The 22,608-nt window shown below is 60.8% G+C and carries 24 protein-coding genes and 4 tRNA genes; 22 read left to right on the top strand and 6 right to left on the bottom strand.

Features of this window, described 5'->3' with window-relative positions; translation table 11 throughout:
• Window positions 1–90: 90 nt before the first annotated feature.
• Complete coding sequence (locus FGL65_RS16490) at window positions 91–861, bottom strand: class I SAM-dependent methyltransferase (RefSeq protein ID WP_147822345.1); 771 nt, start codon at window positions 859–861, stop codon at window positions 91–93.
• A gap of 420 nt (window positions 862–1,281) precedes the next feature.
• Here FGL65_RS16490 and FGL65_RS16485 point away from each other — a divergent pair, with 420 nt between their 5' ends.
• Window positions 1,282–1,455, top strand: a complete 174-nt coding sequence (locus tag FGL65_RS16485; protein WP_147822344.1) for a YegP family protein — start codon at window positions 1,282–1,284, stop codon at window positions 1,453–1,455.
• A gap of 49 nt (window positions 1,456–1,504) precedes the next feature.
• On the opposite strand, the gene FGL65_RS16480 is transcribed toward FGL65_RS16485, so the two are convergent.
• The 5 genes from FGL65_RS16480 to FGL65_RS16460 form a co-directional block, all read right to left on the bottom strand.
• Window positions 1,505–1,581: transfer RNA gene (locus tag FGL65_RS16480), tRNA-Met, on the bottom strand.
• A gap of 63 nt (window positions 1,582–1,644) precedes the next feature.
• Window positions 1,645–1,721 (bottom strand) — tRNA-Arg (locus tag FGL65_RS16475).
• 99 nt (window positions 1,722–1,820) lie between these two features.
• Window positions 1,821–1,897 (bottom strand) — tRNA-Met (locus FGL65_RS16470).
• 64 nt (window positions 1,898–1,961) lie between these two features.
• Window positions 1,962–2,038: transfer RNA gene (locus FGL65_RS16465), tRNA-Arg, on the bottom strand.
• A 39-nt stretch (window positions 2,039–2,077) separates the two neighbouring features.
• Complete coding sequence (locus tag FGL65_RS16460; RefSeq protein ID WP_187170426.1) at window positions 2,078–2,536, bottom strand: pyridoxamine 5'-phosphate oxidase family protein; 459 nt, start codon at window positions 2,534–2,536, stop codon at window positions 2,078–2,080.
• Between the two features lie 64 nt (window positions 2,537–2,600).
• On the opposite strand from FGL65_RS16460, the gene FGL65_RS16455 reads away from it, so the two are divergent.
• From FGL65_RS16455 to FGL65_RS16360, 21 genes are all read left to right on the top strand, one after another.
• Complete coding sequence (locus FGL65_RS16455) at window positions 2,601–3,272, top strand: phosphoadenosine phosphosulfate reductase family protein (protein WP_147822342.1); 672 nt, start codon at window positions 2,601–2,603, stop codon at window positions 3,270–3,272.
• 391 nt (window positions 3,273–3,663) lie between these two features.
• Window positions 3,664–5,550: an NADH-quinone oxidoreductase subunit 5 family protein gene (locus FGL65_RS16450; RefSeq protein WP_147822341.1), complete on the top strand. Its 1,887-nt coding sequence runs from the start codon at window positions 3,664–3,666 to the stop codon at window positions 5,548–5,550.
• A gap of 91 nt (window positions 5,551–5,641) precedes the next feature.
• On the top strand, window positions 5,642–6,397 hold the full coding sequence (locus FGL65_RS16445; protein WP_147822340.1) for a respiratory chain complex I subunit 1 family protein: 756 nt from the start codon (window positions 5,642–5,644) through the stop codon (window positions 6,395–6,397).
• A 3-nt stretch (window positions 6,398–6,400) separates the two neighbouring features.
• On the top strand, window positions 6,401–6,838 hold the full coding sequence (locus FGL65_RS16440) for an NADH-quinone oxidoreductase subunit B family protein (protein WP_147822339.1): 438 nt from the start codon (window positions 6,401–6,403) through the stop codon (window positions 6,836–6,838).
• A 20-nt stretch (window positions 6,839–6,858) separates the two neighbouring features.
• Complete coding sequence (locus FGL65_RS16435; protein ID WP_147822338.1) at window positions 6,859–7,227, top strand: NADH-quinone oxidoreductase subunit C; 369 nt, start codon at window positions 6,859–6,861, stop codon at window positions 7,225–7,227.
• Between the two features lie 9 nt (window positions 7,228–7,236).
• Window positions 7,237–8,316, top strand: coding sequence for a hydrogenase large subunit (locus FGL65_RS16430; protein ID WP_147822337.1), 1,080 nt, complete (start codon window positions 7,237–7,239; stop codon window positions 8,314–8,316).
• Between the two features lie 11 nt (window positions 8,317–8,327).
• Window positions 8,328–8,720, top strand: a complete 393-nt coding sequence (locus FGL65_RS16425; RefSeq protein ID WP_147822336.1) for a 4Fe-4S binding protein — start codon at window positions 8,328–8,330, stop codon at window positions 8,718–8,720.
• 132 nt (window positions 8,721–8,852) lie between these two features.
• The gene (locus tag FGL65_RS16420) at window positions 8,853–9,617 is read left to right on the top strand and encodes a substrate-binding periplasmic protein (RefSeq protein ID WP_147822335.1); all 765 of its coding nucleotides are present in this window, start codon (window positions 8,853–8,855) and stop codon (window positions 9,615–9,617) included.
• Complete coding sequence (locus tag FGL65_RS16415; RefSeq protein WP_147822334.1) at window positions 9,614–10,393, top strand: substrate-binding periplasmic protein; 780 nt, start codon at window positions 9,614–9,616, stop codon at window positions 10,391–10,393. Before FGL65_RS16420 ends, FGL65_RS16415 begins: the two co-directional genes overlap by 4 nt.
• An 88-nt stretch (window positions 10,394–10,481) precedes the next feature.
• Entirely contained in the window at window positions 10,482–11,216 is a 735-nt protein-coding gene (locus FGL65_RS16410) for an RNA methyltransferase (RefSeq protein ID WP_147822333.1), read from the top strand.
• Window positions 11,217–11,438: 222 nt separating this feature from the next.
• A complete protein-coding gene (locus FGL65_RS16405; RefSeq protein WP_187170425.1) occupies window positions 11,439–12,551 on the top strand; it encodes an ABC transporter substrate-binding protein in 1,113 nt (370 codons plus the stop codon).
• Window positions 12,548–15,136 carry an EAL domain-containing protein gene (locus FGL65_RS16400; RefSeq protein WP_147822331.1) on the top strand — a complete coding sequence of 863 codons (2,589 nt, stop codon included), beginning with the start codon at window positions 12,548–12,550 and terminating at the stop codon, window positions 15,134–15,136. Before FGL65_RS16405 ends, FGL65_RS16400 begins: the two co-directional genes overlap by 4 nt.
• A 111-nt stretch (window positions 15,137–15,247) precedes the next feature.
• Window positions 15,248–16,006, top strand: a complete 759-nt coding sequence (locus FGL65_RS16395) for a tetratricopeptide repeat protein (RefSeq protein ID WP_250645521.1) — start codon at window positions 15,248–15,250, stop codon at window positions 16,004–16,006.
• 3 nt (window positions 16,007–16,009) lie between these two features.
• Window positions 16,010–17,374 carry a cobyrinic acid a,c-diamide synthase CobB gene (locus FGL65_RS16390; protein WP_147822329.1) on the top strand — a complete coding sequence of 455 codons (1,365 nt, stop codon included), beginning with the start codon at window positions 16,010–16,012 and terminating at the stop codon, window positions 17,372–17,374.
• A gap of 28 nt (window positions 17,375–17,402) precedes the next feature.
• A complete protein-coding gene (locus FGL65_RS16385) occupies window positions 17,403–18,023 on the top strand; it encodes a DUF2238 domain-containing protein (RefSeq protein WP_147822328.1) in 621 nt (206 codons plus the stop codon).
• 86 nt (window positions 18,024–18,109) lie between these two features.
• A complete protein-coding gene (locus FGL65_RS16380) occupies window positions 18,110–18,484 on the top strand; it encodes a hypothetical protein (RefSeq protein WP_147822327.1) in 375 nt (124 codons plus the stop codon).
• A 136-nt stretch (window positions 18,485–18,620) separates the two neighbouring features.
• Window positions 18,621–19,784, top strand: a complete 1,164-nt coding sequence (gene dinB / locus FGL65_RS16375) for a DNA polymerase IV (RefSeq protein ID WP_489743260.1) — start codon at window positions 18,621–18,623, stop codon at window positions 19,782–19,784.
• Between the two features lie 200 nt (window positions 19,785–19,984).
• Window positions 19,985–21,277, top strand: coding sequence for a hypothetical protein (locus tag FGL65_RS16370; protein ID WP_147822326.1), 1,293 nt, complete (start codon window positions 19,985–19,987; stop codon window positions 21,275–21,277).
• 81 nt (window positions 21,278–21,358) lie between these two features.
• Window positions 21,359–21,529, top strand: a complete 171-nt coding sequence (locus tag FGL65_RS18310) for a hypothetical protein (protein ID WP_187170424.1) — start codon at window positions 21,359–21,361, stop codon at window positions 21,527–21,529.
• A gap of 10 nt (window positions 21,530–21,539) precedes the next feature.
• A complete protein-coding gene (fliJ, locus tag FGL65_RS16365) occupies window positions 21,540–21,977 on the top strand; it encodes a flagellar export protein FliJ (protein ID WP_147822325.1) in 438 nt (145 codons plus the stop codon).
• Window positions 21,958–22,605: a MotE family protein gene (locus tag FGL65_RS16360; RefSeq protein WP_147822324.1), complete on the top strand. Its 648-nt coding sequence runs from the start codon at window positions 21,958–21,960 to the stop codon at window positions 22,603–22,605. Before fliJ ends, FGL65_RS16360 begins: the two co-directional genes overlap by 20 nt.
• Window positions 22,606–22,608 lie beyond the last annotated feature (3 nt).

Here is a 22,608-nt window from a genome sequence, read left to right as displayed (position 1 = left end):
TCGGCTCCTGAAGAGATGAAAAGGGTGAATGATGGGTGCTTGTAGCATGAAAATGGCCGCTGCCGGAAGTTCCGACAGCGGCCGTTTTATTTATTCAGGCTTGCGGGCGATGACGTAGCCGAAGCTGGTCCATCGTCCGGCGTCGATCTCCAGGGTCTTGGGATCGCCGTCCGGGTTCTGTTTGCAGAACGGGTCGTGGGCCGCGTATTCCAGCCACCAGTCCCGTGCGTCGGGCGCATGGGCCGCTTCGACGATCTCGAACCCGGCGTTTCGTATGTCCTCGACCGTACTATGGATGTCCCGGAAGCAGTCCTTCCAGGCAAAGTCCGGCTGCGAGACATGCGGCAGCAGGTCCTCGGGAATCGCCACGTCCAGGTGCATGGGCTCGCCCAGGCCAAAGACGCCGCCGGGCCGCAGCACCCGCAGGATTTCCCGTAGCGCGGCCATGTAGCCTTCCTTGCCCTGCATGCCATGCACCATCTCCAGGGCCGTGGTGGAGTGGGCGAAGTCAAAGGACTCGGACGCAAAGTGCGTGTCCGGAACCCCGATTTTCTGGGCCAGCACCGAATTGCCGACGCCCCAGTGCCGGGCGTTGCGGCGCACGTGCTCCACCATGGCGTCGCCCTGCATGCGGTCGTCCCAGGGGTCGATGGCCGTGATCTGCACGAAGTACTCCTTGGCCAGGAAGCAGGTCTGCCAGCCCCGGTTGCAGCCGATGTCCAGCAGGCGGGCTCCGGCGCGAAGCCCCATCTTCTGGGCCATGAAGTCGCTCAGCCGCAGCCCGCCGGGGCCGCTGCACTGGGCGTAGATGGTGTCCAGGTCCTTGTATTTCTGTGATTTATTGTAGTTCAGTTGCGTCATTGGACGGTTCCTTTTCGTTGATGTTCGCGTGTCTCGGGCTTTTGCCCGGGCATGGGTCAACAGGAAGTCCTCCGTCTGCAACGGCAACCATCCGTCGGCAGACGGATTACGCTACTATTCTCTTTCTCATGCAATCCTCGTTTGGGTGCGTTTTATCAGGGCGGGGCGTCCGTGAGAGAGGACCGGCCCGCCAGCATCGTGAAGGGCAGGGGATATCAGGGAGTCGATGGGGTTGGCAAGAGGGAGTTTATATATCTGGTTTGGTTTCGTTGTGGATTATGTCTTGTCTGATTAGCGTTGCCGTGGTTATAATATGTATTGTTCTATATGTCTGTGGTCCGTTTGTTTCTGGCTGTCTGTAAAGTAATGTTTTTTGAATGTGGTGTGGTAAACTGAATTATCCAACAGTTGGAGGGTGAATTGTACAAATTTGAGTTGTTTAAAGATCGGGCTGGTGAGTGGCGCTTCAGGCTTGTGGCTCCGAATGGAAAGATTATGTTGCAGAGTGAAGGTTATACCCAGAAACACTCTGCAATTGAAACTATTGAATCGATTAAAGAAAATGCTAAACATGCCGAGATAGTTGAGGTTTAGGCAGTAAGACAAAAAGGCTCAGTGATTTCTCACTGAGCCTTTCAAATATTGGTAGCGGGGGCAGGATTTGAACCTACGACCTTCGGGTTATGAGCCCGACGAGCTACCATACTGCTCCACCCCGCGTCATTGATGTGGTCATGAAAAGGGGTTTCCGGGTTGGGCTGGAAACCCTTTTGATTTCAAAGATGGTGCGCCCGAGAGGATTCGAACCTCTGACCTACGGATTCGTAGTCCGGCACTCTATCCAGCTGAGCTACGGGCGCACATCGGAAGAGGGTGTCTACGCCCTGTAGCCGGTGGCGTCAAGACTAAATAATCAAAAACAAAAGGCCCGGTGATTTCTCACCGAGCCTTTCAAATATTGGTAGCGGGGGCAGGATTTGAACCTACGACCTTCGGGTTATGAGCCCGACGAGCTACCATACTGCTCCACCCCGCGTCATTGATGAGGTCATGAAAAAAGGGTTTCCGAGTTGGTCTGGAAACCCTTTTGATTTCTAAGGTGGCGCGCCCGAGAGGATTCGAACCTCTGACCTACGGATTCGTAGTCCGGCACTCTATCCAGCTGAGCTACGGGCGCGCAACGAGGGCTGTTTTTATGCTGAGACCTCGGTTGCCGTCAAGCACTTTTTTCAGAAAAATTTTCAAGGTCGATGAAATGCTGCTCCTCGACTCCCACCAGGAGCAGGAAGCTGCGCGCCTTTACGGTCAGGATGGTGGTGTCGCCGTGGCTTGCGAATTTTTCCAGGTGCGGGTGCCGGGCCGTGAACGCCTGCTTGAGCCGCAACAGGTCGTCGCGGTTGCGCGGGGGCAGGTAGGTTCCGGCCACGGTCAGGGCCATGGCCTTGTGCCGCAGCTCGGGCAGATGCTCCTCGCGGGTGTCGATGAGCAGGCTCACCTCTGGGTTGGCGCGCAGGTTGCGCACCTTGCGCGTGTTCATGCGCGAGAGGAAGTAGAAGGTCAGGCCGTCTTCCTCGGCCGTGTAGGTCATGAGCGATGTGTGCGGCAGGTCACCCTCGCAGGTGGCCATGACGCAGGTGTCCTTTTCCCGGACCAGGGTGCGGATGGTTTCAAGCATGGCCATATACTTATATGGAGAGGGCGGCGCTTGCAAAGCGGAAAAATCATGGCATAGTGGGGACATGATCGCACTTGAAGACAAGATCAAGGCCGCCGAGGACCTGCTCCTCGGTCTGCTGGAGCATGACCCGGTGACGATCCGGGTGGCCTGGACCGGGGGCAAGGATTCCACCATCGTGCTGTTTCTCTGGAAGAGCGTGCTGGAGCATCACGGATTGGGCGCGCCCAGGGCCATCACCCTGGATACGGGCTGCAAGTTTCCGGAGGTGCTGGCCTTCCGCGACCGCATGGCCTTGGAGTGGAGCGTGGACCTGCATATTGCCCGGCCCGCCGTGAACCTGGAGACCTATCCCGTGGCCGTGGACAAGGTCACCTGCTGTCTGGACCTCAAGATCGATCCCCTGCGTCAGGCCATTCGCGACACCGGCGCAGCCTTCCTGCTCACGGGCCTGCGCCGCGACGAACACCCGGACAGGGTGGGGCGCGACTATTTCGAGCCCCGCGAATCGCCGGCCCACACCATGGTCAACCCGATCCTGGACTGGTGCGAAACCGATGTCTGGGCCTTCAACACCATGTTCGGGCTGCCGTACTGCGAGCTGTACGACAGGGGATACCGGTCCCTGGGGTGCATGCCCTGCACCGAGCCGGGGAGCGGGCCTTCCGAGCGCTCCGGCCGCGACCGGGAAAAGGAAAAGAATCTGGCCGTGCTCACCAGCCTCGGCTATTTCTAGCCGTTTCGCCCAATTCATCCTTTCGCGATGCGTATTTCATGGATGTATCATAAAATCCGATACTTCCGCAGCGCGTGAATCGGATTTTCCCATGATGTTGCATTTTGCATGATTTTTCCCGAAAAGCCGTGGGATCATCTCCACCCCCCTACCTGCCGAAAGGTCAGGTTGAAACAGGGTTCAAATATACGTTTTTGAAACTCCTGTGGCTCGATTTTGCTTGTGAAAAAAGAAACTTGCAGATTGATTGCCCAACCAATTGACCTAAAAATCTAGTTGGCATAACAACTTCGGTTACCTCGTAAAAAGTTATCTTGTTTTTGCAGTTAGATGCGTACTGAGGGGTGCGTTAACTGCGTGAAAAACGGATACCAAACTCAAAGGGGTGTGCATGTCTAACCTTTTGTTATTGCTGATCGTGCTTCCGGCAATAGCTGGAGTGGTCTGTTATTTCGTCCGTTCGGGCGCGGTGCGGACCTTCACGGTCACGGCAACCGGCGCGGTACTCACCGCCGCCTCTCTGGCCCTTCTCGGCCAGGGCAGCTTCGTCTTCGAGGCATCCGGGCTTTGGGAAAGCCTGGTTACCATTCTCGATTTCGCGCTGCTTTTCGTCATCCTGTACTATGGTTTTCGACTCAGAAACCTGCTCATCAAGGTGTTTGCGGCGGCGCAGATCGTGCTGCTGGGTTTCTTTGAGCTGGTTCTGCTGGACCATGGTGCATCGGTTCCGGCCCTCATGGGCGACAGCCTGGCCCTGGTTATGGTCCTGGTGGTCTCCATTGTCGGGTCGCTCATCTGTATCTTCGGGCTTCCGTATATGCGGAAGCACGAGCAACACCTGAAGCTGGAAAAGAGCAAACAACCGCAGTTCTTCCTGTATCTGGTCCTGTTCCTGGGCGCCATGAACGGGTTGGTGCTGGCAAACAACATCCTGTGGCTCTATTTCTTCTTCGAGGTGACCACCTTCTGTTCCTTCATGCTTATCGGGCATGACGCCACCGAAGTGGCCACCAAAAACGCCACCCGCGCCCTGTGGATGAACAGCTTGGGCGGCGTGGCGCTGGTCCTGGGAATCATCTGGGCCTACACCCAGACCGGAACCCTGAGCATCATGGCCATGCTGGCCGCGGGCCCGGCCACCGGCGTCCTGCTGGTCGCCGTGGGCTTCATCTGCCTGGCCGGTTTCGTCAAGGCCGCGCAACTGCCGTTCCAGAGCTGGCTGCTGGGCGCCATGGTCGCTCCCACGCCCGTGTCCGCGCTCCTGCACTCGTCCACCATGGTCAAGGCAGGCGTGTACATGGTGCTGCGGTTCTCGCCCATGTTCGAGGGCTCGTTCCTGAGCCACGGCATCGCACTGTGCGGGGCCTTCACCTTCCTGGCCTGCGCGGCCCTGGCCATAGGCCAGAGCAACGGCAAGAAGATCCTGGCCTATTCAACCATCAGCAACCTGGGCCTGATCATCGCCTGCGCGGGGCTCAACACGCCGCTGGCCATCATTGCCGCGGTCATGCTGATCATCTTCCACGCCATCTCCAAGTCCCTTCTCTTCCTGTGCGTGGGAACCATCGAGCAGAAGATCGGCTCGCGCGACATCGAGGACATGCGCGGGCTGTTCAAGATCATGCCGCGCACCGCGACCATCACCATCATTGGCATCCTGTCCATGCTCCTGCCGCCTTTCGGCGTGCTGCTGTGCAAGTGGATGGCCCTTGAGGCCGCCGCCGGGCATCTGTTCGTCATCGTCATGATGGCTTTGGGCAGCGCCCTGACCGTGGTCTACTGGGCCCGGTGGGCCGGCCTGCTCATGGGCAGCCGGGGCGAGTCCCGCGGCACCGAGCAGCAGCCCCTGCTGACCGGCGGGCCGCTCATGCTCCTGTGCGCCTCGGCCCTGGTGTTCGCATTCACCACGCCGTACCTGTACACCGAAGTCCTGGTGCCCGCGTTCGCTGCGGCCCAGGTGGCCCTGCACGGCTCCCTTCTGGAGGACGCCGCCGGCGGATTCGTCATGTATCCGCTCATCATGCTCATCGGCCTGGGAACCCTGTTCGCCGTGTTCCGCGCCCTGCGCGCAAAAGGCAAGGAATCCCACCCGTACCTGGGCGGTGCCCAGGTGGGCGGCATGGATGAAGGCGCCTTCCTCGGCCCCATGGAAACGGCGGTGCCCTACAGCGCCGGCAACTACTACCTCGGGGAACTGTTCGGTGAACACAAGCTGACCCTGTGGATCAACATCGCAGCGGGCAGTCTCATTCTGCTTATGATGGGAGGGGCGTTGTAATGGAAGGATTCGTTTACGCCCTGTTGGGCATTGTGCTCGCCCCCTTGCCGGCGGGCTGCTGGCAGGTATCGACCGCCGCGTCACCGCATGGATGCAGTCCCGCCAGGGGCCGCCCATCCTGCAGGCCTTCTACGATGTGGCCAAGCTGATGGGCAAGGATCAGATGCTGTCCAACCGCTGGCAGATCCTGTGCTGCTGGGTGTATCTCGTGGCCGCGGCCCTGGCCGTGGGCATGTTCTTCGCCCGTGCGGACCTGCTGCTGATCTTCTTTGTGCAGGCCGCCGGCGCCGTGTTCCTGGTAATGGGCGCGCTCTCCGTGAAGAGCCCCTACAGCCAGGTGGGCGCCCAGCGCGAACTGGTGCAGATTCTGACCTACGAGCCGCTTTTGATCCTCGTGTTCGTGGGCATGTACCTGGTGGTGGGCAGCTTCGACGTGGGCGACATCCTGGCCTACCAGACCCCGCTGCTGCGCAAGCTGCCGCTCATGTTCATCGTGCTCAGCTACGCGCTGACCATCAAGCTGCGCAAGTCCCCTTTCGACTTCTCCACCTCACATCACGGGCACCAGGAGCTGGTCAAGGGCGTCATGACCGAATACTCGGGTCCGGCCCTGGGTCTCATTGAAATGGCCCACTGGTATGAAACCGTGCTCATCCTCGGCGTGTGCTCCCTGTTCTGGGCCACAAGCTGGATCTGGATGGCAGTGCTGTTGGTGGCCACCTACTTTGCGGAGCTGGTCATCGACAACACCATGGCCCGCATGACCTGGCGCTGGATGCTCAAGTATGTCTGGAGCATCGGCCTGGCCCTGACGTTCATCAACTTCATCTGGCTTCATGCGGGGTAGACCATGTTCAAGAAGTTCATCAAAAACGCTCGCGCCAAGTCTCCGTGGATCATGCATTTCGACTGCGGAAGCTGCAACGGCTGCGACATCGAAACCCTTGCCTGTCTGACGCCCCTGTATGACGTGGAGCGCTTCGGGATCATCAACGTGGGCAACCCCAAGCACGCGGACGTGCTGCTGGTGACGGGCACCGTCAACCACCGCAACAAGGCCGTGCTGAAGAACCTCTACGATCAGATGCCCGAGCCCAAGGCCGTGGTGGCCATCGGCGCCTGCGGACTTTCCGGCGGCGTGTTCCGCGACTGCTACAACGTGGTCGGCGGCGTGGACAAGGTTATTCCCGTGGACGTGTACGTGCCGGGCTGCCCGGCCAAGCCCGAGGCCATCATCGACGGTGTGGTCCGGGCCCTGGCCAAATTCGAAGAAAAGAAAGCGGGCTAGCCCGCCGTGAGGAAGGATTCATGATACCCAACGAACATTCCGTCTCTGCCGAAAGCCTCATCAGCGAGGTCATGCGCAAGAAGAACGAGGGATACAGGTTCGTGACCATGTCCTCCGTGGGCCTGGAGGATGGCACCACGGATGTCCTGTACCACTTTGACAAGGATATGGAACTGGCGCACCTGCGCTTCAACCTCCCGGCGGGGGAAAAGGTCCCGAGCGTTTCCGGCGTCTACTTTGCCGCGCTTCTGGCCGAAAACGAGTTGCGCGACCTGGCCGGTCTGGAATTCGACGGCCTGGTGCTCGACTACAACCGGACCCTGTTGCTCGATCCCAGCGTCGAGACCGTGCCTCTGGTCAATAACGTCAAGATCGTCAAAAAGCAGTAAGGAGCGCGCATGTCCAATAGAACAGTCATCCCCTTCGGCCCGCAGCACCCTGTGCTGCCCGAGCCGATCCACCTCAAGCTTGTGGTGGAGGACGAAATCGTCAAGGAAGCCATACCCGCCCTGGGCTACGTGCACCGGGGCCTGGAAATGCTGGCCAGCAAGCGCGACTATCACCAGATGATCAACGTCTGCGAGCGCGTCTGCGGCATCTGCTCCATGATCCACGCGGTCTGCTATTCCCAGTCCATCGAAAAGCTGATGGACATCGAGATCCCGTCCCGCGCCGAATACCTGCGCGTGATCTGGTCCGAGCTGCACCGCATGCACAGCCACCTGCTCTGGCTGGGGCTCTTTGCCGACGCCTTCGGCTTCGAGTCCCTGTTCATGCAGTTCTGGAAGGTGCGCGAGCGCATCATGGATATCAACGAGGCCACCGCAGGCAACCGCGTCATCGTTTCCGTGAACGTCATCGGCGGCGTGCGCGCCGACCTCTCCGAGGAGCAGCTCCGCTGGATCCTGGACGAGCTCGAGATTGCGGAAAAAGAGATCCGGGCCATGGAAAACACCCTGCTCAACGACTACACCGTGAAGTCCCGCACCGTGGGCAAGGGCGTCATGACCTACGAGCAGGCCTATGAACTGGGCGCGGTGGGTCCCACGGGCCGAGGCTCCGGCCTCAAGCAGGACGCCCGCATGCTCGGCTACGGTGCCTACAAGCACCTGGACTTCGAGCCGGTGATTCATACGGACGGCGACAGCTATGCCCGTTCCTGGGTGCGCTTCCACGAGGTCTACCGCTCCATCGATCTGGTGCGCCAGGCCATTGCCGCGCTTCCCGAGGGCGAACTGGCCGCCAAGGTCAAGGGCAACCCCGAGGGCGAGGTGGTCATGCGCGTGGAACAGCCGCGCGGCGAATGCCTCTACTACGTGAAGGGAAACGGCAGCAAGCTGCTGGACAGGGTGCGCATCCGCACGCCCACATTCGCCAACATTCCGCCGCTGCTGACCATGGTGCCCGAGTGCGAGCTGGCCGACGTGCCGGTCATCGTCCTGTCCATCGACCCGTGCATCAGCTGCACGGAACGCTAGGGAGGAGAACCATGCTGACGTTTACGCCCACCATACTCAAGAACCTGGCCGCAAAGCCCGCCACCCGCAAGTACCCGTTCGTCAAGCGCGAACAGTTTGCCGGGGTGCGGGGCGAGCTCTACAACGACATAGACTCCTGCATCTTCTGCGGCATGTGTTCCCGCAAGTGTCCCACTCAGTGCATCACGGTGGACAAGCAGGCGGGGACCTGGGTCTGCGACCCGTTCACCTGCATCTACTGCGGCATCTGCGCGGACAACTGCCCGGCCAAGTGCCTGCATTTCCATGCAGAGCACCGCGCTCCCACCACGGAGCGGGAGATGATCTCCATGCAGGGCGAGCCGCCCAGGCCAAAGAAGAAGACAGCCAAGGACGCCCCGGAAGAGGGCGCCAAGGAAGACTGATGAAGGGCCCCGCGAAAGCGGGGCTCTTTTTTGGGCCTCTGCGTACTTTCGCATGGAAACGGGATAATAATACGTCAAGGTCTGGAAGGGGACTATGCTTCTGTCCATGACCGTCAATCCGAGGGAACGTGTATGTTGGTTCGGCTTCTGGTCCTCATTTTCCTGATTCTTCTGCCCTGGCAGGCCCGCGCCGTGGAGACGGTGCGGCTGACCTGCGGGGAATGGCCGCCCCTTATTTCAAAGAAATTCAAATACCAGGGCGCGCTTCCCCGGATCATCTCGGAGGCGTTCGCCCAGGAAGGCATTGAGGTGGAATTCGGCTTTTTCCCCTGGAAACGCGCCCTGGAAATGGCCCGGGAAGGAGTGTGGGACGGCAGCATCGCCTGGTACCGCACCGAGGACAGGGACCGGGATTTCTATCCCAGCGACCCCATCAACTACAATCGGGTGGCCTTTTTCCACCTGAAGGGGAACGGCTTTGACTGGGAGAACGTGGAGGATCTCACCAAGTATACCATCGGCGTCACCTTGGGGTATAGCTACGGGCCCCGGTTCGATGCCATGGTGGCCGACGGGCAGATCCGGGTGGAACCAGTCGTCGCCGAGAAATTCAACATCAAAAAGGCACTGCAGGGACGGGTGGACGCGGCCCTGCTTAATGTCGAGCTGGGGTACTATCTGCTCAGGACCGAGTACGCCCCGGGCGTGGCCGACACCCTGACCACGCATCCCAAGTTTCTTCTGGCCTCCCAGGCCCAGCACGTGCTGTTTTCGAAGAGGATCAGCAATGGGCCGCGTCTGGCCGAGGCGCTCAACCGGGGGCTGAAAATTCTTCGGGAGAGCGGGAAGTACGACCAGTACCTTGATGAATCAAGGAGAGGGGAGTACCTGCAGTGACCCGACGTCTGGCCCGGCTTCTTTTCATGGCTTTTTTCTGCCTGTTGGCGGCGGCGCATCCCGGAAGGGCCGGTGAGACGGTGCGGCTGACCAGCGGAGAGTGGCCGCCGCTCATTTCCGAGGGGTTCAAATATCATGGCGCGCTCTCCAGGATAATAGCCGAGTCCTTTGCCATGGAAGACATCACGGTGGAATGGGGGTTCTTTCCGTGGAAACGATCCTTGGAGTTGGCCCGGTCCGGGGAGTGGGACGGTTCCGTGGCTTGGTATCTCACCAGGGACAGGGCGCTGTCGTTTTATGCGAGCGACCCGATCAATTACACGCGGCAGGTCTTTTTTTATCGCAAGGGTCGCATGTTTGACTGGAAAGCCATCGAGGATCTTTCCAGATACACGATCGGAGTGACTCTCGGGTACAGCTATGGCGAGGAGTTCGACCAGCTCGTGGCCCATGGCCGGATCAGGGTCGAAGTGGTGGCCTCCGAAGAGCTCAATCTCAAGAAGGTCATCAACGGCAGAGTGGATGCGGCGATCATCAATCTGGAACTTGGCTATTATCTGCTGCGGACTCGATTCGCCCCCGGGGTGGGCGACCTGCTGACCACGCATCCCAAGCCCGTCGAACAGCCCTTGGCGCAGCATGTTTTGATTTCCCGAAAGGTCGCAGGCGGCGGTGAACTGGTCGAGGCCTTCAACCGGGGGCTGAAAATCCTTCGGGAGAGCGGGAAATACGAACAGTACCTCATGGAGTCGAGGCGGGGCGAATACCTGCAATGACGGGCCTCCGGGGTTTGACTTCCCCGGGCCATGTGCTAGAAGCCGGTCGTCCACAGTGGTGGGCGACTTTTTTTACGAGGAAGAATCCATGCTTGAAAATTGCGCCGTCATCCTGTTCCGTCCCAAGTACCCGGAAAACATCGGCTCCGCGGCCCGTGCCTGCCTGAACATGGGCTGCGAGAACCTGATTCTCGTGGCTCCCCAGATGTTCGACCTGGACAAGGCCCTGCCCCTGGCCACGGTGCACGCCAAGCATATTCTGGAGGGGGCGCGCATCGTGGACACCCTGGAGGAGGCCATCGAGGGCTTCAGCGGGGTCTATGGCACCACGGCCCGCACCGGCGGCTGGCGCAAGGGCATCATGACTCCGGCCACCATGGCCAAGGTTGCGGACGGGAAAATGCGCGCGGGGGGCAAGGTGGCCATCGTCTTCGGGCCCGAGGACCGGGGGCTGACCAACGAAGAGACCCAGCTCTGCACCGGGCTGGTGACCATCCCCACCCACAGGGAAAACACCTCCCTCAATCTTTCCCAGGCCGTGCTGGTGCTGCTCTACGAATGCTTCAAGCATGCCCTGGACACCCCGTTCAAGCCCGCGGGACCGCCCGAGGAACGGCTTATCACCGTGGACGAGCAGGAGGTCCTGTTCTCCAACATCCGGCAGGCCCTGCTGGATATCGATTATCTGCGCGACGAGAACACGGACTACTGGATGATGCCCGTGCGCCGGTTCATGGCCAAGATGAATCTGCGGCGCAACGAATTCAACCTGCTCATGGGAATCTGCCGCCAGATCAAGTGGTTGGCCGGAAAAGTCCGCTAGGATTCCTACAGCGGCGGCGCTGCCGTTCCTTGATTTGCGCGCTTTTTGGGTGGCTGATAATTTTTCGGGTAGTTGATTTTTCGGGGTGGAGGTGGCAATAATCCGGGAGCATCAGGGAGAGTTGCCATGTGGGGTAGAGCCATCCTAGCGATGGCGGCGTGTCTTGTGCTTTTCACTTGGATTCCGGCTGCCGCTGCGCAGGGCCGGGAGTTGGTGTTTGGCATGTCCGCCGCCTTTTCCGGCGTCAACGGGGAACTTGGAAACGAGTTCCACCGCGGCATTATGGCCTATCTCGACCATGTCAACGAATCCGGCGGCATCCACGGCCGCTCGATCCGGGTGGTTTCCCTGGACGACGGGTACGACCCGGACGCCTGCTTTCGCAACACGGTTTCCTTTCTGCGCGAATCCCCGCCCTTTGCCCTGTTTGCCTACACCGGCACCCCCACGTCCACCCGCATCCTGCCCCTGCTCCACAAGTTCAAGGAAAAGGAGATGTTCCTTCTGTTTCCCATGAGCGGCGCGCAGCCGTTCCGGGAGCCTCCCTACGGTAGGTACGTCTACAACCTGCGCGCCTCCTATTTCGAGGAGACACGCGGGCTGGTGGAGCATCTTGTGGCTGTGGGCAGGAAGCGCATTGCGGTCTTTTACCAGGGCGACGTTTTTGGCCGCTGCGGCTGGGACGGGGTGCGCCGGGCGCTTGCCCGCCACGGCCTGGATACCGTGGCCGAGGCCGCCTACGACCGTGACGCAGCCCCGGAAAAGGACTTCGGCCCCGAGGTGGAGCTTCTGCGCCGGGGGAATCCGGACGCGGTGGTCTGCATCGGCACCACCATTCCCTGCAGCGCCTTCATCGTTTCGGCCCGCCAGGGGGGGCTGACCGCGCCGGTCGCTCTGCTTTCCTCGGTGTCCACGGAGAAAATGCTCGACCGCCTGGGCCGGGAGGAACAGCGGCTCGGGATTCCGCTTTCCCGGGATATCATCCAGTCCCAAGTGGTGCCCAGCTATGAGGATCTTTCCCTTCCCGGGGTGCGGCTCTACCGGGAACTCATGGACCGCTACCGGGAAGGCGGGGGCAGGGACTATAGCTTCCAGAGCCTCGAGGGATTTCTCAACTCCCGGCTGCTCTGCGAGATCGTGCGGCGCATGGGGCCGGAGGCCTCCCGCGACGAATTGCCGCAGGTCATGGAATCCATCACCGGGCTGGACCTGGGCATCGGCGAGCCGGTCCGTTTTGGCCACGACCGGCGGCAGGGCCTGGACGCCGTTTATTACACCACCCTGGAAAACGGGCGGCACCATGCGGTGCGAGACTGGGAGAGGTGGCGAAAATGACGACGCGCATCCCCAGGCTCTTCCACAAACCGCTGCTGTTCATGGCCCTGATGTTCGGCCTCATTGCCGTGGCCATGGCCTATTCCTCCAGCCGCACTCTGGACCGCAAGCTCACCGATGAATACGAAAGCAAGGCCGTGGCCCTGGCCACCAGCATGGCCGAGTCCGACATCAACGCCATCCTGGACCGCGACGCGTCCGCCGTGCAGGCGCGCATCGACCGGTACATGGATATTGACGGCGTGGCCTATGTGCTGGTCACCGATGAGAACGGCCGGGTCATCGCCCATACCTTCACGCCCGTGGTGCCCGAGGTGGTGGAAAATCTGGTGCGCGAGGTCTGGCGTCAGGACCAGGGCCAGCGCATCATCCGCGACCTGACCTCGTCCTCGGGCAGGCATATCCTGCATGTTTCCCGGCATATCCTGTCCGGCCTGGCCGGCATGGTGCATATCGGCATGGACAAGACGCCCATCCGCGACCAGATCCGGGCCACCCTGGTGCAGCAGCTGGGCATGACCCTGCTGATCTTCCTGGGGGGCACCTTCATCGCCTACGTTTTCTTCCTGAACCTTTCCCGGCCCCTGGCCGTGCTGACCGAATACGCCAGGCGGGTGGCCGGGCACGATTTCTCCCACGACCTGGAAGTGACCGCCCGGGACGAGATTGGCGACCTGGGTCGGTCCATGAAAAGCATGGCCGCGGACATCGCGGACCTGGTGCTGACCCTGGAGGAGCGGGTCTACGACAAGACCCTGCAGCTCCAGGAGGCCAAGGACGAACTGGAGCTCAAGGTGGAGGAACGCACGGCAGAGCTGCTGCGGACCAATACCCAGCTCAAGATTGAGATTGCCGAGCGCCGCGTCATCGGTGAGGCCTTGCGCAAGGCCGAGCAGAAGTACCGCACCATTTTCGAAAACGCGGTGGAGGGCATTTACCAGATGTCTCCCAGCGGGCGGTACATCAGCGCCAACCCGGCCCTGGCCCGCCTGTTCGGCTATACAACGCCCGACGAGCTTATGGGCGCGGTCTATGACAGCCGAACCCAGCTCTATATGGACCGGGAGCGGCGCAACAAGTTCCTGGCGCGGCTTTCCAAGCAGGGCGAGGTCAAGAATTTCGAATCCAAGGTGCGCCGCAAGGACGGCAAGCTCATCTGGGTTTCGGAGAGCGCCCGCCGCGTGGACGACAAGGACGGCCACATCATCTATTACGAAGGGTCCGTGGAAGACGTAACCCTGCGCAAGAAGGCCGAGGAACAGCTCAAGCGGCAGGCGTTCCACGATTCCCTGACCAAGCTGCCCAACCGGGCCCTGTTCCACGACCACCTGCGCATGGCCATCGAGCGCGGCAAGCGCAGGGACTACCAGTTCGCGGTGCTCTATCTCGACCTGGACCGGTTCAAGGTCATCAACGACAGCCTGGGGCACGACATCGGCGACGAACTGCTCAAGGCCGTGGCCCGCGTGCTCAAGCGCTGCGCACGGTCCATGGACACCGTGGCCCGCTTCGGAGGCGACGAGTTCGCGATCCTGCTGGAGGAGGTGGCGGCCCCGCGCGACGTGATCCGCATCGCCAAGCGCATCCTGGAGGGAATCCGCCAGCCCTTCAACCTCAACGGCAACGAGGTCTTTTCCTCTGCCAGCATCGGCATCGTGCTGCATACCCAGGGCTACGAGCGGCCCGGAGCGCTCATGCGCGATGCGGATATGGCCATGTACCGGGCCAAGGAGCAGGGCAAGTCGCGTTTCAAGGTCTTCAACCACAAGATGCACGACCAGGTCCTGCGGCTCATGGAAATGGAAAACGACCTGCGGCATGCCATCGACCAGCGGGAGCTCACCGTGGCCTACCAGCCCATCGTGCACCTGGAGTCCCGCCGCATCTCCGGTTTCGAGGCCCTGGTGCGCTGGCAGCACCGGGAACGCGGGCTGATCAGCCCGGGCGATTTCATCCCCCTGGCCGAGGATACCGGGCTCATCTATCCCATAGACTACCGGGTCATGGAGGAGGCCTGCCGCAGCCTGTGCCGCTGGCAGCGCAAGTTCAGGACCAACGGCGATCCGCCCCTGACATTGAATTTCAACATATCCGGCAAGCATTTCGGGCGCGCCCAGCTGCTGCGCCAGGTGAGCGACCTGCTCAGCTCCACGGGCATCGATCCCGCGTGCCTGAACATCGAACTGACCGAGAGCGCGCTGGTTGCCCACTCGGCCATGGCCGAGGAACTGCTCATGCAGCTCAAGGGGCTGGGCGTCAATATCTGTATCGACGACTTCGGCACCGGGTATTCCTCGCTCTCCTATCTCCAGAAGTTCCCCATAGACGTGGTCAAGGTGGACAGGACCTTCGTTTCCCGCGTGCAGGACGACAAGGACAGCCGGGCCATCGTCTCCACCATCTTCAGCCTGGGGGACAGCATGGATCTCAAGGTGGTGGCCGAGGGCGTGGAAAGCCCCGAGCAGCTGTCCTTCCTGGAGCAGGCCGGCTGCAATTACGTGCAGGGCTATCTTTTCTATCGCCCCATGTTCGCCGATGAGGTGGAGGCCGTGCTGGAGCATGTTTCCTGCTCCTGCCGCAACTGATCCGCGCCTCTTTCCGGGGAGCATCGGGCCATTTCGGCTCTTCTCATCCGGACGCATCCGGTATATGCTTTCAATGTGGCGTGCTGAACCAATTCCATTCCGGAGCAGATGATGACCGAACCTGAAGTCGGCGCCGAAGATCTGATCGAGGGCGTCTTTTCCATAGAAAAAACCGTGAAGATAGGCACGGGGACCACGGCCCGCCGTGTCAAGCAGCAGGCGTACTATTACGCCAAGCAGATTTCCGCGGACACGATCCAGATCCAGGGATTGGGCGCGGACAATGTCCCCGCCGGTTTCAAGGTCGAGATTTCCAAGGAAGAATTGCTCAACGACTACCTGCCCGATCCCTCCCGCTATAATCAGGTCATGAAGAAGCTGCGGGAGATCCAGAAGGCCGTGGCCCGAGGCGACAAGTTCCGCAAGCGTGGCGAGACCTTCACCGCTGAGTACGAGTACAACAAGGCCCTTTCCCTGGACGAGCAGAACGTGCGCGCCAACTTCGGGGTGGGCATCTGCTACATGGCCCGGGGGGAAACCGAGAAGGCCCAGGAGGTCTTCGAGCGGGTGCTGGAGATCGAGGCCGCCTTTGGCGACGAGCACAAGCATCTGTTCAACGAATACGGCATCCAGCTGCGCAAGAACAAGATGTACAACGAGGCCGTGGAATACTACAACCGCGCCCTGGAACTGACCCAGGACGACGAGAACCTGTATTACAACCTGGCCCGCGCCCAGCTGGAGCGCCAGGATTACGACTCCACCCGCAAGGCCCTGGCCCAGTGCCTGAAACTCAGGCCCGACCATCAGGAAGGGCTCAAGGTGCTGGCCTTCCTCAAAAAGAAAGGACTGCTCAAACCCAAGGGCTGATTCATGAACACGGTTCGGGCTTGCGTCATTGCCGGTACGCACAGCGGGTGCGGCAAGACCTCGGTCTCCCTGGGGCTCATGAGGGCCCTGACCCGCTTGGGGCGCACGGTGCAACCCTACAAGTGCGGCCCGGATTTCATCGATCCCGGCCATCACGGTCTTGCCTGCGGCCGTATCAGCCACAATCTGGACGGCTGGATGCTTTCGCACGGCATCAATCGGGACATATTTCACCGCGAGGCCCGTGGGGCGGACCTGGCCCTGGTCGAGGGCGTCATGGGCCTGCACGACGGGTATTCGGGCACGCGCGAGGAGGGCAGCACCGCCCACATGGCCAAGCAGCTTGGGCTGCCCGTGGTCCTGGTGGTGGACGCCCGGGCAATGGCCCGCTCCGCAGCCGCATTGGTGGGCGGATACGCCGGGTTCGACCCGGACGTGAAGTTCGCCGGGGTGATCTTCAACCGGGTGGGCAGCGAGTCCCATGCGGGCCTGCTGCGCGACGCCATGAGCCTCCTGCCGGATATCCCGGTGCTGGGCTGTCTTCGGCGGGAGGAGGGCATAGGCCTGCCTTCGCGTCATCTCGGGCTGCACACGGCCGAGGAGCAGGAGGACGAGGACCGGTACGAGCTTCTGGCCGACTGGATCGAGTCCTGCCTGGACCTGGAACGGTTCTGCGCCGCCATCCCCGAGGTGGAGATTGCGCCGCCCACGGATGCTCCCTTTCCCGCCCCGAGCGTGCGCCTGGGCATTGCCCGCGACAGGGCCTTCTGTTTTTACTACGCCGAGAACCTGCGCCTGTTGCGCCAGTCCGGCGCCGAGCTGGTGGAATTTTCCCCCATGCGGGACCGGAAGCTTCCGGACGACCTGGACGCCCTGTATTTCGGGGGCGGCTATCCCGAGCTGTACGCCTTCGAGTTGAGCCAGAACACCAGGATGAAGAAGCAGGTGCGCGCCTTTCACGAGAGCGGCCGTCCCATATACGCGGAGTGCGGCGGGTTCATGTACCTCATGAACGACATCATCAGCCGCGAGCAGGGAAGATTCGCCATGACCGGTATCTTTCCGGTGCGCGCTTCCATGGAACAGCGTTTCCGGGCCCTGGGCTACCGGGAGGTGGAGACCCTGGCAGATTCCCTGCTGGGGCCTGCCGGCACCCTTGCCCGTGGGCACGAATTTCATTATTCGGGCATCGAGGACGGCATCGTTCCCGAATCCATGCCGTCCATCTATGCCCTGCGCGACCGCAAGGGCCCGCGCGAACAGGCCGAAGGATTTCTGATCGGCAACACCCTGGGGTCCTACGTGCACCTGCACTTCGGAAGTTCCAACATTCCGCAGTCCATGGTCGGCCTGGCCCGCAGGCGGTAATTGAACCCATTCCTCATACGGAGATTTCATGGAAGACGTTTTGACTCCCGCGCGGCCTGTGGGCCGTACGCCCCATATTCTTGCCGCAGCCTTTGTGGTTTTTTTCATCTGCATGGGCATCAGCCCGGTTTCCCGGGCGGTCTGGATCGCCGAGGTGGTGCCCGTGGCGGGCGTGTTCCTGCTGCTGGCCGCAACTTACAGGCGCTTTCGGTTTTCCACCGCCTCCTACCTGCTCATGGGTTTCTGGCTGGTCTGGCACACCATCGGCGGGCACTACACCTTTGCCAACGTGCCGTTCGACTGGTTCAACGACCTGCTGGGCTCGCAGCGCAACCACTTTGACCGCATCGGCCATTTTTCCGTGGGCTTCTACGCCTATGCCCTGGCCGAACTGTTCACGCGCCGCAAATGGGCTGGCCCCGTGGTGACCACGCTTTTCGGGCTTTTCTTCATCATGGCCGTTGCCGCGGCCTACGAGATCATCGAATGGCAGTACGCGGTCCTGGAGGGCGGCAACGCGGGCATCGAGTTCCTCGGCTCCCAGGGCGACATCTGGGACGCCCAGAAGGACATGCTGGCCGACACACTGGGTGCGGTCTTTTCCCTGATCCTGTTCTGGGTTTTCGGAAAGCAGTGGGGGAGCCGTTAAGGGCTTTTCCTTGATCGCCTTTGAAGAGTCTTGCTGGACTACGCCTTTGGCTGTCTGGTGAAACGTTGATCCTGTCAATGTGGGGAATGATGGAAAGACATTGGAAATATTTTGTAGTGTTTGTGGCCTTTAAGCTTTTGGCGGTCCTGTGGCTGTTCACGGGAATTTCAATAGAACATTCCGAACACATGTCCTTCATTTTTGTTTTCGGCGGGGATATCGTTGCCTTGGCCTTTGTCGTCTATGCCCTGTTCCGGGTCATCGTGTGGCGTCCCTCCCCGATTCTGGAGGCAGATTCGCTTTTCAGCCGTAGCGTCAGGTTTGTCTTGTCGGTGGCTGGATTTGGCCTGGTGTGCCTTTTGGCTCTGGTAAACGGGATAGCTGGCCTTGCTGCATGGTTCGTTCTTTTTTTCCTTTTACGGTCGGCAACGTATGACTCACGTGGACGCATAAAATCCTGATCCAGGATTCTTCGGGCGGGAAATGAATGACAGCGAATCAGCTTGATGCCGGTTCGCTGTTTTATTATGATAAACAATCGTCGCAAAGCGATGGGCAAAACGTTTTGGAGTTTTTCAAGCCGCCGGAGGCATTCCCTTGCAGACATGGATCATGCATATCGACATGGACGCGTTTTTTGCGTCCGTGGAGCAGCTGGACAACCCCGAGCTGCGCGGCAAGCCCGTGGCCGTGGGCGGATCCAGCGACCGGGGTGTGTGCTCGGCGGCCTCCTACGAGGCGCGCAGGTTCGGCGTGCGCTCGGCCCTCAGCGTGGTCAAGGCCCGCCAGCTCTGCCCGGAGCTGATCCTGGTGCCGGGCCGCATGGGCCGTTACAAGGAGCTTTCCGGAAAGGTCATGGCCGTGCTGCACGAGTTTTCGCCCGTGGTGGAGCAGGCCAGTGTGGACGAGGCCTATCTGGACGCCACTGGTCTGGAGCGGCTCTTTGGCCCCATCGAGGCCATAGGCCGCATGATCAAGGAGCGCGTCAGGGCCGAAACCGGGCTGACCTGCTCGGTAGGCGCCGCCCCCATCCGTTTTCTGGCCAAGATCGCCTCGGACCTGGACAAGCCCGACGGCCTGAGCATCATCCATCCCCATGAGGTGCATTCGTTCCTGCGCGAACTTCCCGTGGGCAAGATCCCGGGCGTAGGCAAGAAGATGCGGGAGGGACTGAAACGGTTCGGGGTGTACCGGGCGGGCGACTTGCTGCGCCATGACCGGGTTTACTGGGAAGGCCGGCTGGGCAAGTCGGGCGGCATTCTGCATGACCGGGCCCGGGGCATCGATCCCAACCCGGTGGAGCCGGTGGGCGCGGCCAAGTCGTGCAGCGCGGAAAACACGTTCCATGAAGACACCGGGGACCGTTCCCTGCTGCGCAAGTGGCTGCTGGCCCAGTCCGAGCGGGTGGGCGCGGACCTGCGGCGGCACGGCTACAAGGGGCGCACCGTGACCCTCAAGGTCAAGTTTTCGGATTTCAGGCAGATCACCCGAAGCCACAGCCTGGAAAGCCCCACGGACAATACGGCCGCGATTTTCGACCTTGCCGTGGAACTTCTGGAGGAGGTGGACCTGCCAAGGCCGGTCCGGCTCATCGGCGTGGGGGTTTCCAACTTCGGCGACAAGCCCCGGCAGATGTCCCTTTTCGAGCAGCCAGCAAAGCCGGAAAACAGCAAGCTGGATCGGGCCGTGGACGCCATACGGGAGAAATTTGGCGCATCGGCCCTGACCCGAGCCGAACTGCTGGAGTTCCGTAAAAAATAATCCTTCCAGATGTTTTCCCGTCACCATTTGCCGTATGGAACCGACTGATAAAGGGGACTATATTCGGGGCGTCGACGAAATGCCCGGTTTTGGCCCGAAAAGCCTTGCCATTGGCCGCTTGCCAAGGGTAAGGAACATGCCTATTCTTGAAAAAAGCATGCTTTCCGTGTGTTGAACGCTCTGAAGAGCAAGGATATTAGATGAATATGAAGAACCAGGCTGGCCTTTCCAGCCCTCTTTACTCCCGGCTCCCCCTCGGGTTCGGGATGTTGCTTTTTGTGTGTCTGTTTGCCCTGGCCCTGCCGGAGGCGGCGTTCGCCGAACCCCGCGAGGTGAAGCTCAACAAGGAGTCCACGCCGCTTTCCGATGAGATCGAGGCCGGTTTCGCCCATCTTTTCGGGCTGGTCCGCAATCCCGGTGGCTCCTTTGATCCCGCTGCCGTGGCGCCGATCATCGATTTCGTGGACAACTGCGACGCTGATCCCAAGGACTTTGAGCCCAAACGCCGGGAAGGCCGGGGGACGGTCATGCGCATGGACCTCGACGTGGGACTCAGGCGCGTGCTGGAATACCTCTACAATCCGGACATCCCCAACTATGTCATCGTGCCCAGCGTGCTGCGTCTGAGCGGCTGGAAAGAGGGCAGCGACATCCTCAAGCAGGAGCGCGGCCTGTGGGATCGCCTGGACGATCTGGACAAGCCCGTGGTGCTCTGGGGAAAGGAATTCGAAAGCAATACGCCCGATTCCTTTGCCGGGGCCTATTATTTCTACGACATGTTCCGGCTGGTGGTGCTCATGAAGCACAACGGCAAGAACGTGCTCATTTCGGTCACTGACCAGGACGGCGAATCCGACGTGGGACGCAAGGGCGCGATCCTCGACGACCAGAACTGGGTCTATTTCTACTCCGGCATCGAAGGCCTGGACAAGGGGCTCATCAGCTGGATGGACACCTACATGTATGCATCCTATTCGGTGCAGGTCTTCGTGGAAAAGGAAGAGCATTTCACCCGCGACGTGCTTTTCAAGTGGCTCAAGGCCGGATGGACCGGGCTCAACGTGGTCAAGCGCAAGCACATTCTGGAAGGGAGTCTGCGCTTTGCGGAAAGCTTCAAGAAGGTGCTGGAATCCGACGCCCTGCCGCCCAGCGAGGAGCTGGCGGGCATGATTCGCGACATCCGCGCGTTGCCCGACGCGGTCATCGATGAAAAGGTGCGTTCCTATGCCCGCACCTTCGAGACCCTGAACAAGGACGCCGAGCCCCTGGACAAGTCCGAATTCCAGGCCGTGCTGGCCGACGGCGGCTATGCCAAGGTTCTGGACAGGGAGCAGCGCATCGGCGTGCTCGTGCTCCAGAAGCTCAAGTGCCTGCTGGGCATGGATACCTATGTGGACATGTGCGGCCCGGACGGAGGAGAACCCAAGTCCGAGCAGTGCGACGTGGGGGCGACCGAAAAGGCCGCCGCAGAATCCGTGCAACAGGGCGGCTAGACACAGGCCCGGATATTGCTACAATCAGGGCGCGTCGGATTTCGGCGTGCCCTTTTTCATATTCACGCTCCGGGAGGGTGTATGATTCTTAAGGAAAACGAAGCCAAGTTCAAATTCTGTCCCATGCTCAAGACCAGCGACGACAAGATGAAGACCTGTCTGGTGACCCAGTGCATGATGTGGCGCTGGACCGACGAGTCCAGGTCCAAGGGGTACTGTGGGATGGCCGGCAAGGTTAACCATAACGGGTAGTTGAGTTCAGATGAAACCGTTTCGCTTCAAGCTCGAAAAGGTCCTGGACTACCGGGGCCAGCTGGAGGACCAGGCCAAGGCGGCCCTGTCCAGGGCCAAGGCCGCCCATGACGAGCAGGAAGCCCTGGTGCAGGACATCGCCGCACGGTTCGAGGCCCATAAGGCCAAGCAGCTGGAGGCCACCAAGTCGCCCGGCGACATGTGGCTCTGGCGGCAGTACCGGAACGCCCTGGAAACGGACCTGGCCGCAGCGCGGGTCCGCTTGCGGGAGTTGGCCTTGATGTTGCATAAGGTTCGTGAGGAAGCGGTTCGGCGTTCCAGGGATCGGAAGCTGTTGGAAAAGCTCAAGGAAAATCAGGCAAGGAAGCACTATGCAGAGGAAAACCTCCGGGAACAGAAAGAAAACGACGAAATGGCAACGATTCGGTATGAACGTAAGGATATCTAGGGTTCTGCTGAGTCTGATCTTTCTGGCCCTGCTGAAGCTTGCCGTGTTCGGCATGCTGAGTGTCGATTCCGTGACGCTCGAGGTGGCCGAGGCCGTGCTTCCCCAGTCCGCCATTGAACTGGCTTCCCCCACCGAGGCCATGGCCCAGGCCGAAAAACCGGCCCAAAAGGACGCCGCGGCCGGGCAGTCCGATGCGAATCAGGCCCAGGCCGCTCCCGCCCCGGCCAAGCCCGCCGGGGCCGAGGACCTGCCCGACGACTGGAAGGCGCTCAAGAAGCTGCAGGAGCAGATCGCCATCGAGCGCCGCAACAACGAGGAACTCAAGGCCTTTGTGGAGGCCGAGACCAAACGGCTGACCAAGCTGCGCGACGAGATCAAGAACATGCTCGAGGAGGCCAAGGCCACCAAGGACAAGAAGGTCAAGCAGCTGGTGGATATGCTTTCCAGCACCAAGGCCAAGCAGGCCGCAAAGATTCTGGAAAGCATGGACCAGGACCTGGCCGTCAAGGTTTTGTCGGGCATGCGCGGCCGCACTGCGGGCGAGATTCTGACCTTTGTGGAGGCCAAGAAGGCCGCCCAGTTCTCTGAGGCGCTCACCCGTCTCCAGGTTCCTTTCGAGGAACAATAGCCC

It is taken from the genome of Salidesulfovibrio onnuriiensis (genome assembly GCF_008001235.1).
Classification (GTDB): Bacteria; Desulfobacterota; Desulfovibrionia; order Desulfovibrionales; family Desulfovibrionaceae; genus Pseudodesulfovibrio; species Pseudodesulfovibrio onnuriiensis.
The sequence above is the reverse complement of the archived record's forward strand: the minus strand, read 5'-3'. Positions and strand labels throughout refer to the sequence as shown.

Coding starts and splice junctions, on each gene's coding strand:
- FGL65_RS16490 (WP_147822345.1), bottom strand. CDS start 861: ATGACGCAACTGAACTACAATAAATCACAGAAATACAAGGACCTGGAC.
- FGL65_RS16460 (WP_187170426.1), bottom strand. CDS start 2,536: ATGCTTGAAACCATCCGCACCCTGGTCCGGGAAAAGGACACCTGCGTC.
- FGL65_RS16455 (WP_147822342.1), top strand. CDS start 2,601: ATGATCGCACTTGAAGACAAGATCAAGGCCGCCGAGGACCTGCTCCTC.
- FGL65_RS16450 (WP_147822341.1), top strand. CDS start 3,664: ATGTCTAACCTTTTGTTATTGCTGATCGTGCTTCCGGCAATAGCTGGA.
- FGL65_RS16445 (WP_147822340.1), top strand. CDS start 5,642: ATGCAGTCCCGCCAGGGGCCGCCCATCCTGCAGGCCTTCTACGATGTG.
- FGL65_RS16440 (WP_147822339.1), top strand. CDS start 6,401: ATGTTCAAGAAGTTCATCAAAAACGCTCGCGCCAAGTCTCCGTGGATC.
- FGL65_RS16435 (WP_147822338.1), top strand. CDS start 6,859: ATGATACCCAACGAACATTCCGTCTCTGCCGAAAGCCTCATCAGCGAG.
- FGL65_RS16430 (WP_147822337.1), top strand. CDS start 7,237: ATGTCCAATAGAACAGTCATCCCCTTCGGCCCGCAGCACCCTGTGCTG.
- FGL65_RS16425 (WP_147822336.1), top strand. CDS start 8,328: ATGCTGACGTTTACGCCCACCATACTCAAGAACCTGGCCGCAAAGCCC.
- FGL65_RS16420 (WP_147822335.1), top strand. CDS start 8,853: ATGTTGGTTCGGCTTCTGGTCCTCATTTTCCTGATTCTTCTGCCCTGG.
- FGL65_RS16410 (WP_147822333.1), top strand. CDS start 10,482: ATGCTTGAAAATTGCGCCGTCATCCTGTTCCGTCCCAAGTACCCGGAA.
- FGL65_RS16405 (WP_187170425.1), top strand. CDS start 11,439: ATGTCCGCCGCCTTTTCCGGCGTCAACGGGGAACTTGGAAACGAGTTC.
- FGL65_RS16400 (WP_147822331.1), top strand. CDS start 12,548: ATGACGACGCGCATCCCCAGGCTCTTCCACAAACCGCTGCTGTTCATG.
- FGL65_RS16395 (WP_250645521.1), top strand. CDS start 15,248: ATGACCGAACCTGAAGTCGGCGCCGAAGATCTGATCGAGGGCGTCTTT.
- FGL65_RS16390 (WP_147822329.1), top strand. CDS start 16,010: ATGAACACGGTTCGGGCTTGCGTCATTGCCGGTACGCACAGCGGGTGC.
- FGL65_RS16385 (WP_147822328.1), top strand. CDS start 17,403: ATGGAAGACGTTTTGACTCCCGCGCGGCCTGTGGGCCGTACGCCCCAT.
- FGL65_RS16380 (WP_147822327.1), top strand. CDS start 18,110: ATGATGGAAAGACATTGGAAATATTTTGTAGTGTTTGTGGCCTTTAAG.
- FGL65_RS16370 (WP_147822326.1), top strand. CDS start 19,985: ATGAATATGAAGAACCAGGCTGGCCTTTCCAGCCCTCTTTACTCCCGG.
- FGL65_RS18310 (WP_187170424.1), top strand. CDS start 21,359: ATGATTCTTAAGGAAAACGAAGCCAAGTTCAAATTCTGTCCCATGCTC.
- fliJ (WP_147822325.1), top strand. CDS start 21,540: ATGAAACCGTTTCGCTTCAAGCTCGAAAAGGTCCTGGACTACCGGGGC.
- FGL65_RS16360 (WP_147822324.1), top strand. CDS start 21,958: ATGAACGTAAGGATATCTAGGGTTCTGCTGAGTCTGATCTTTCTGGCC.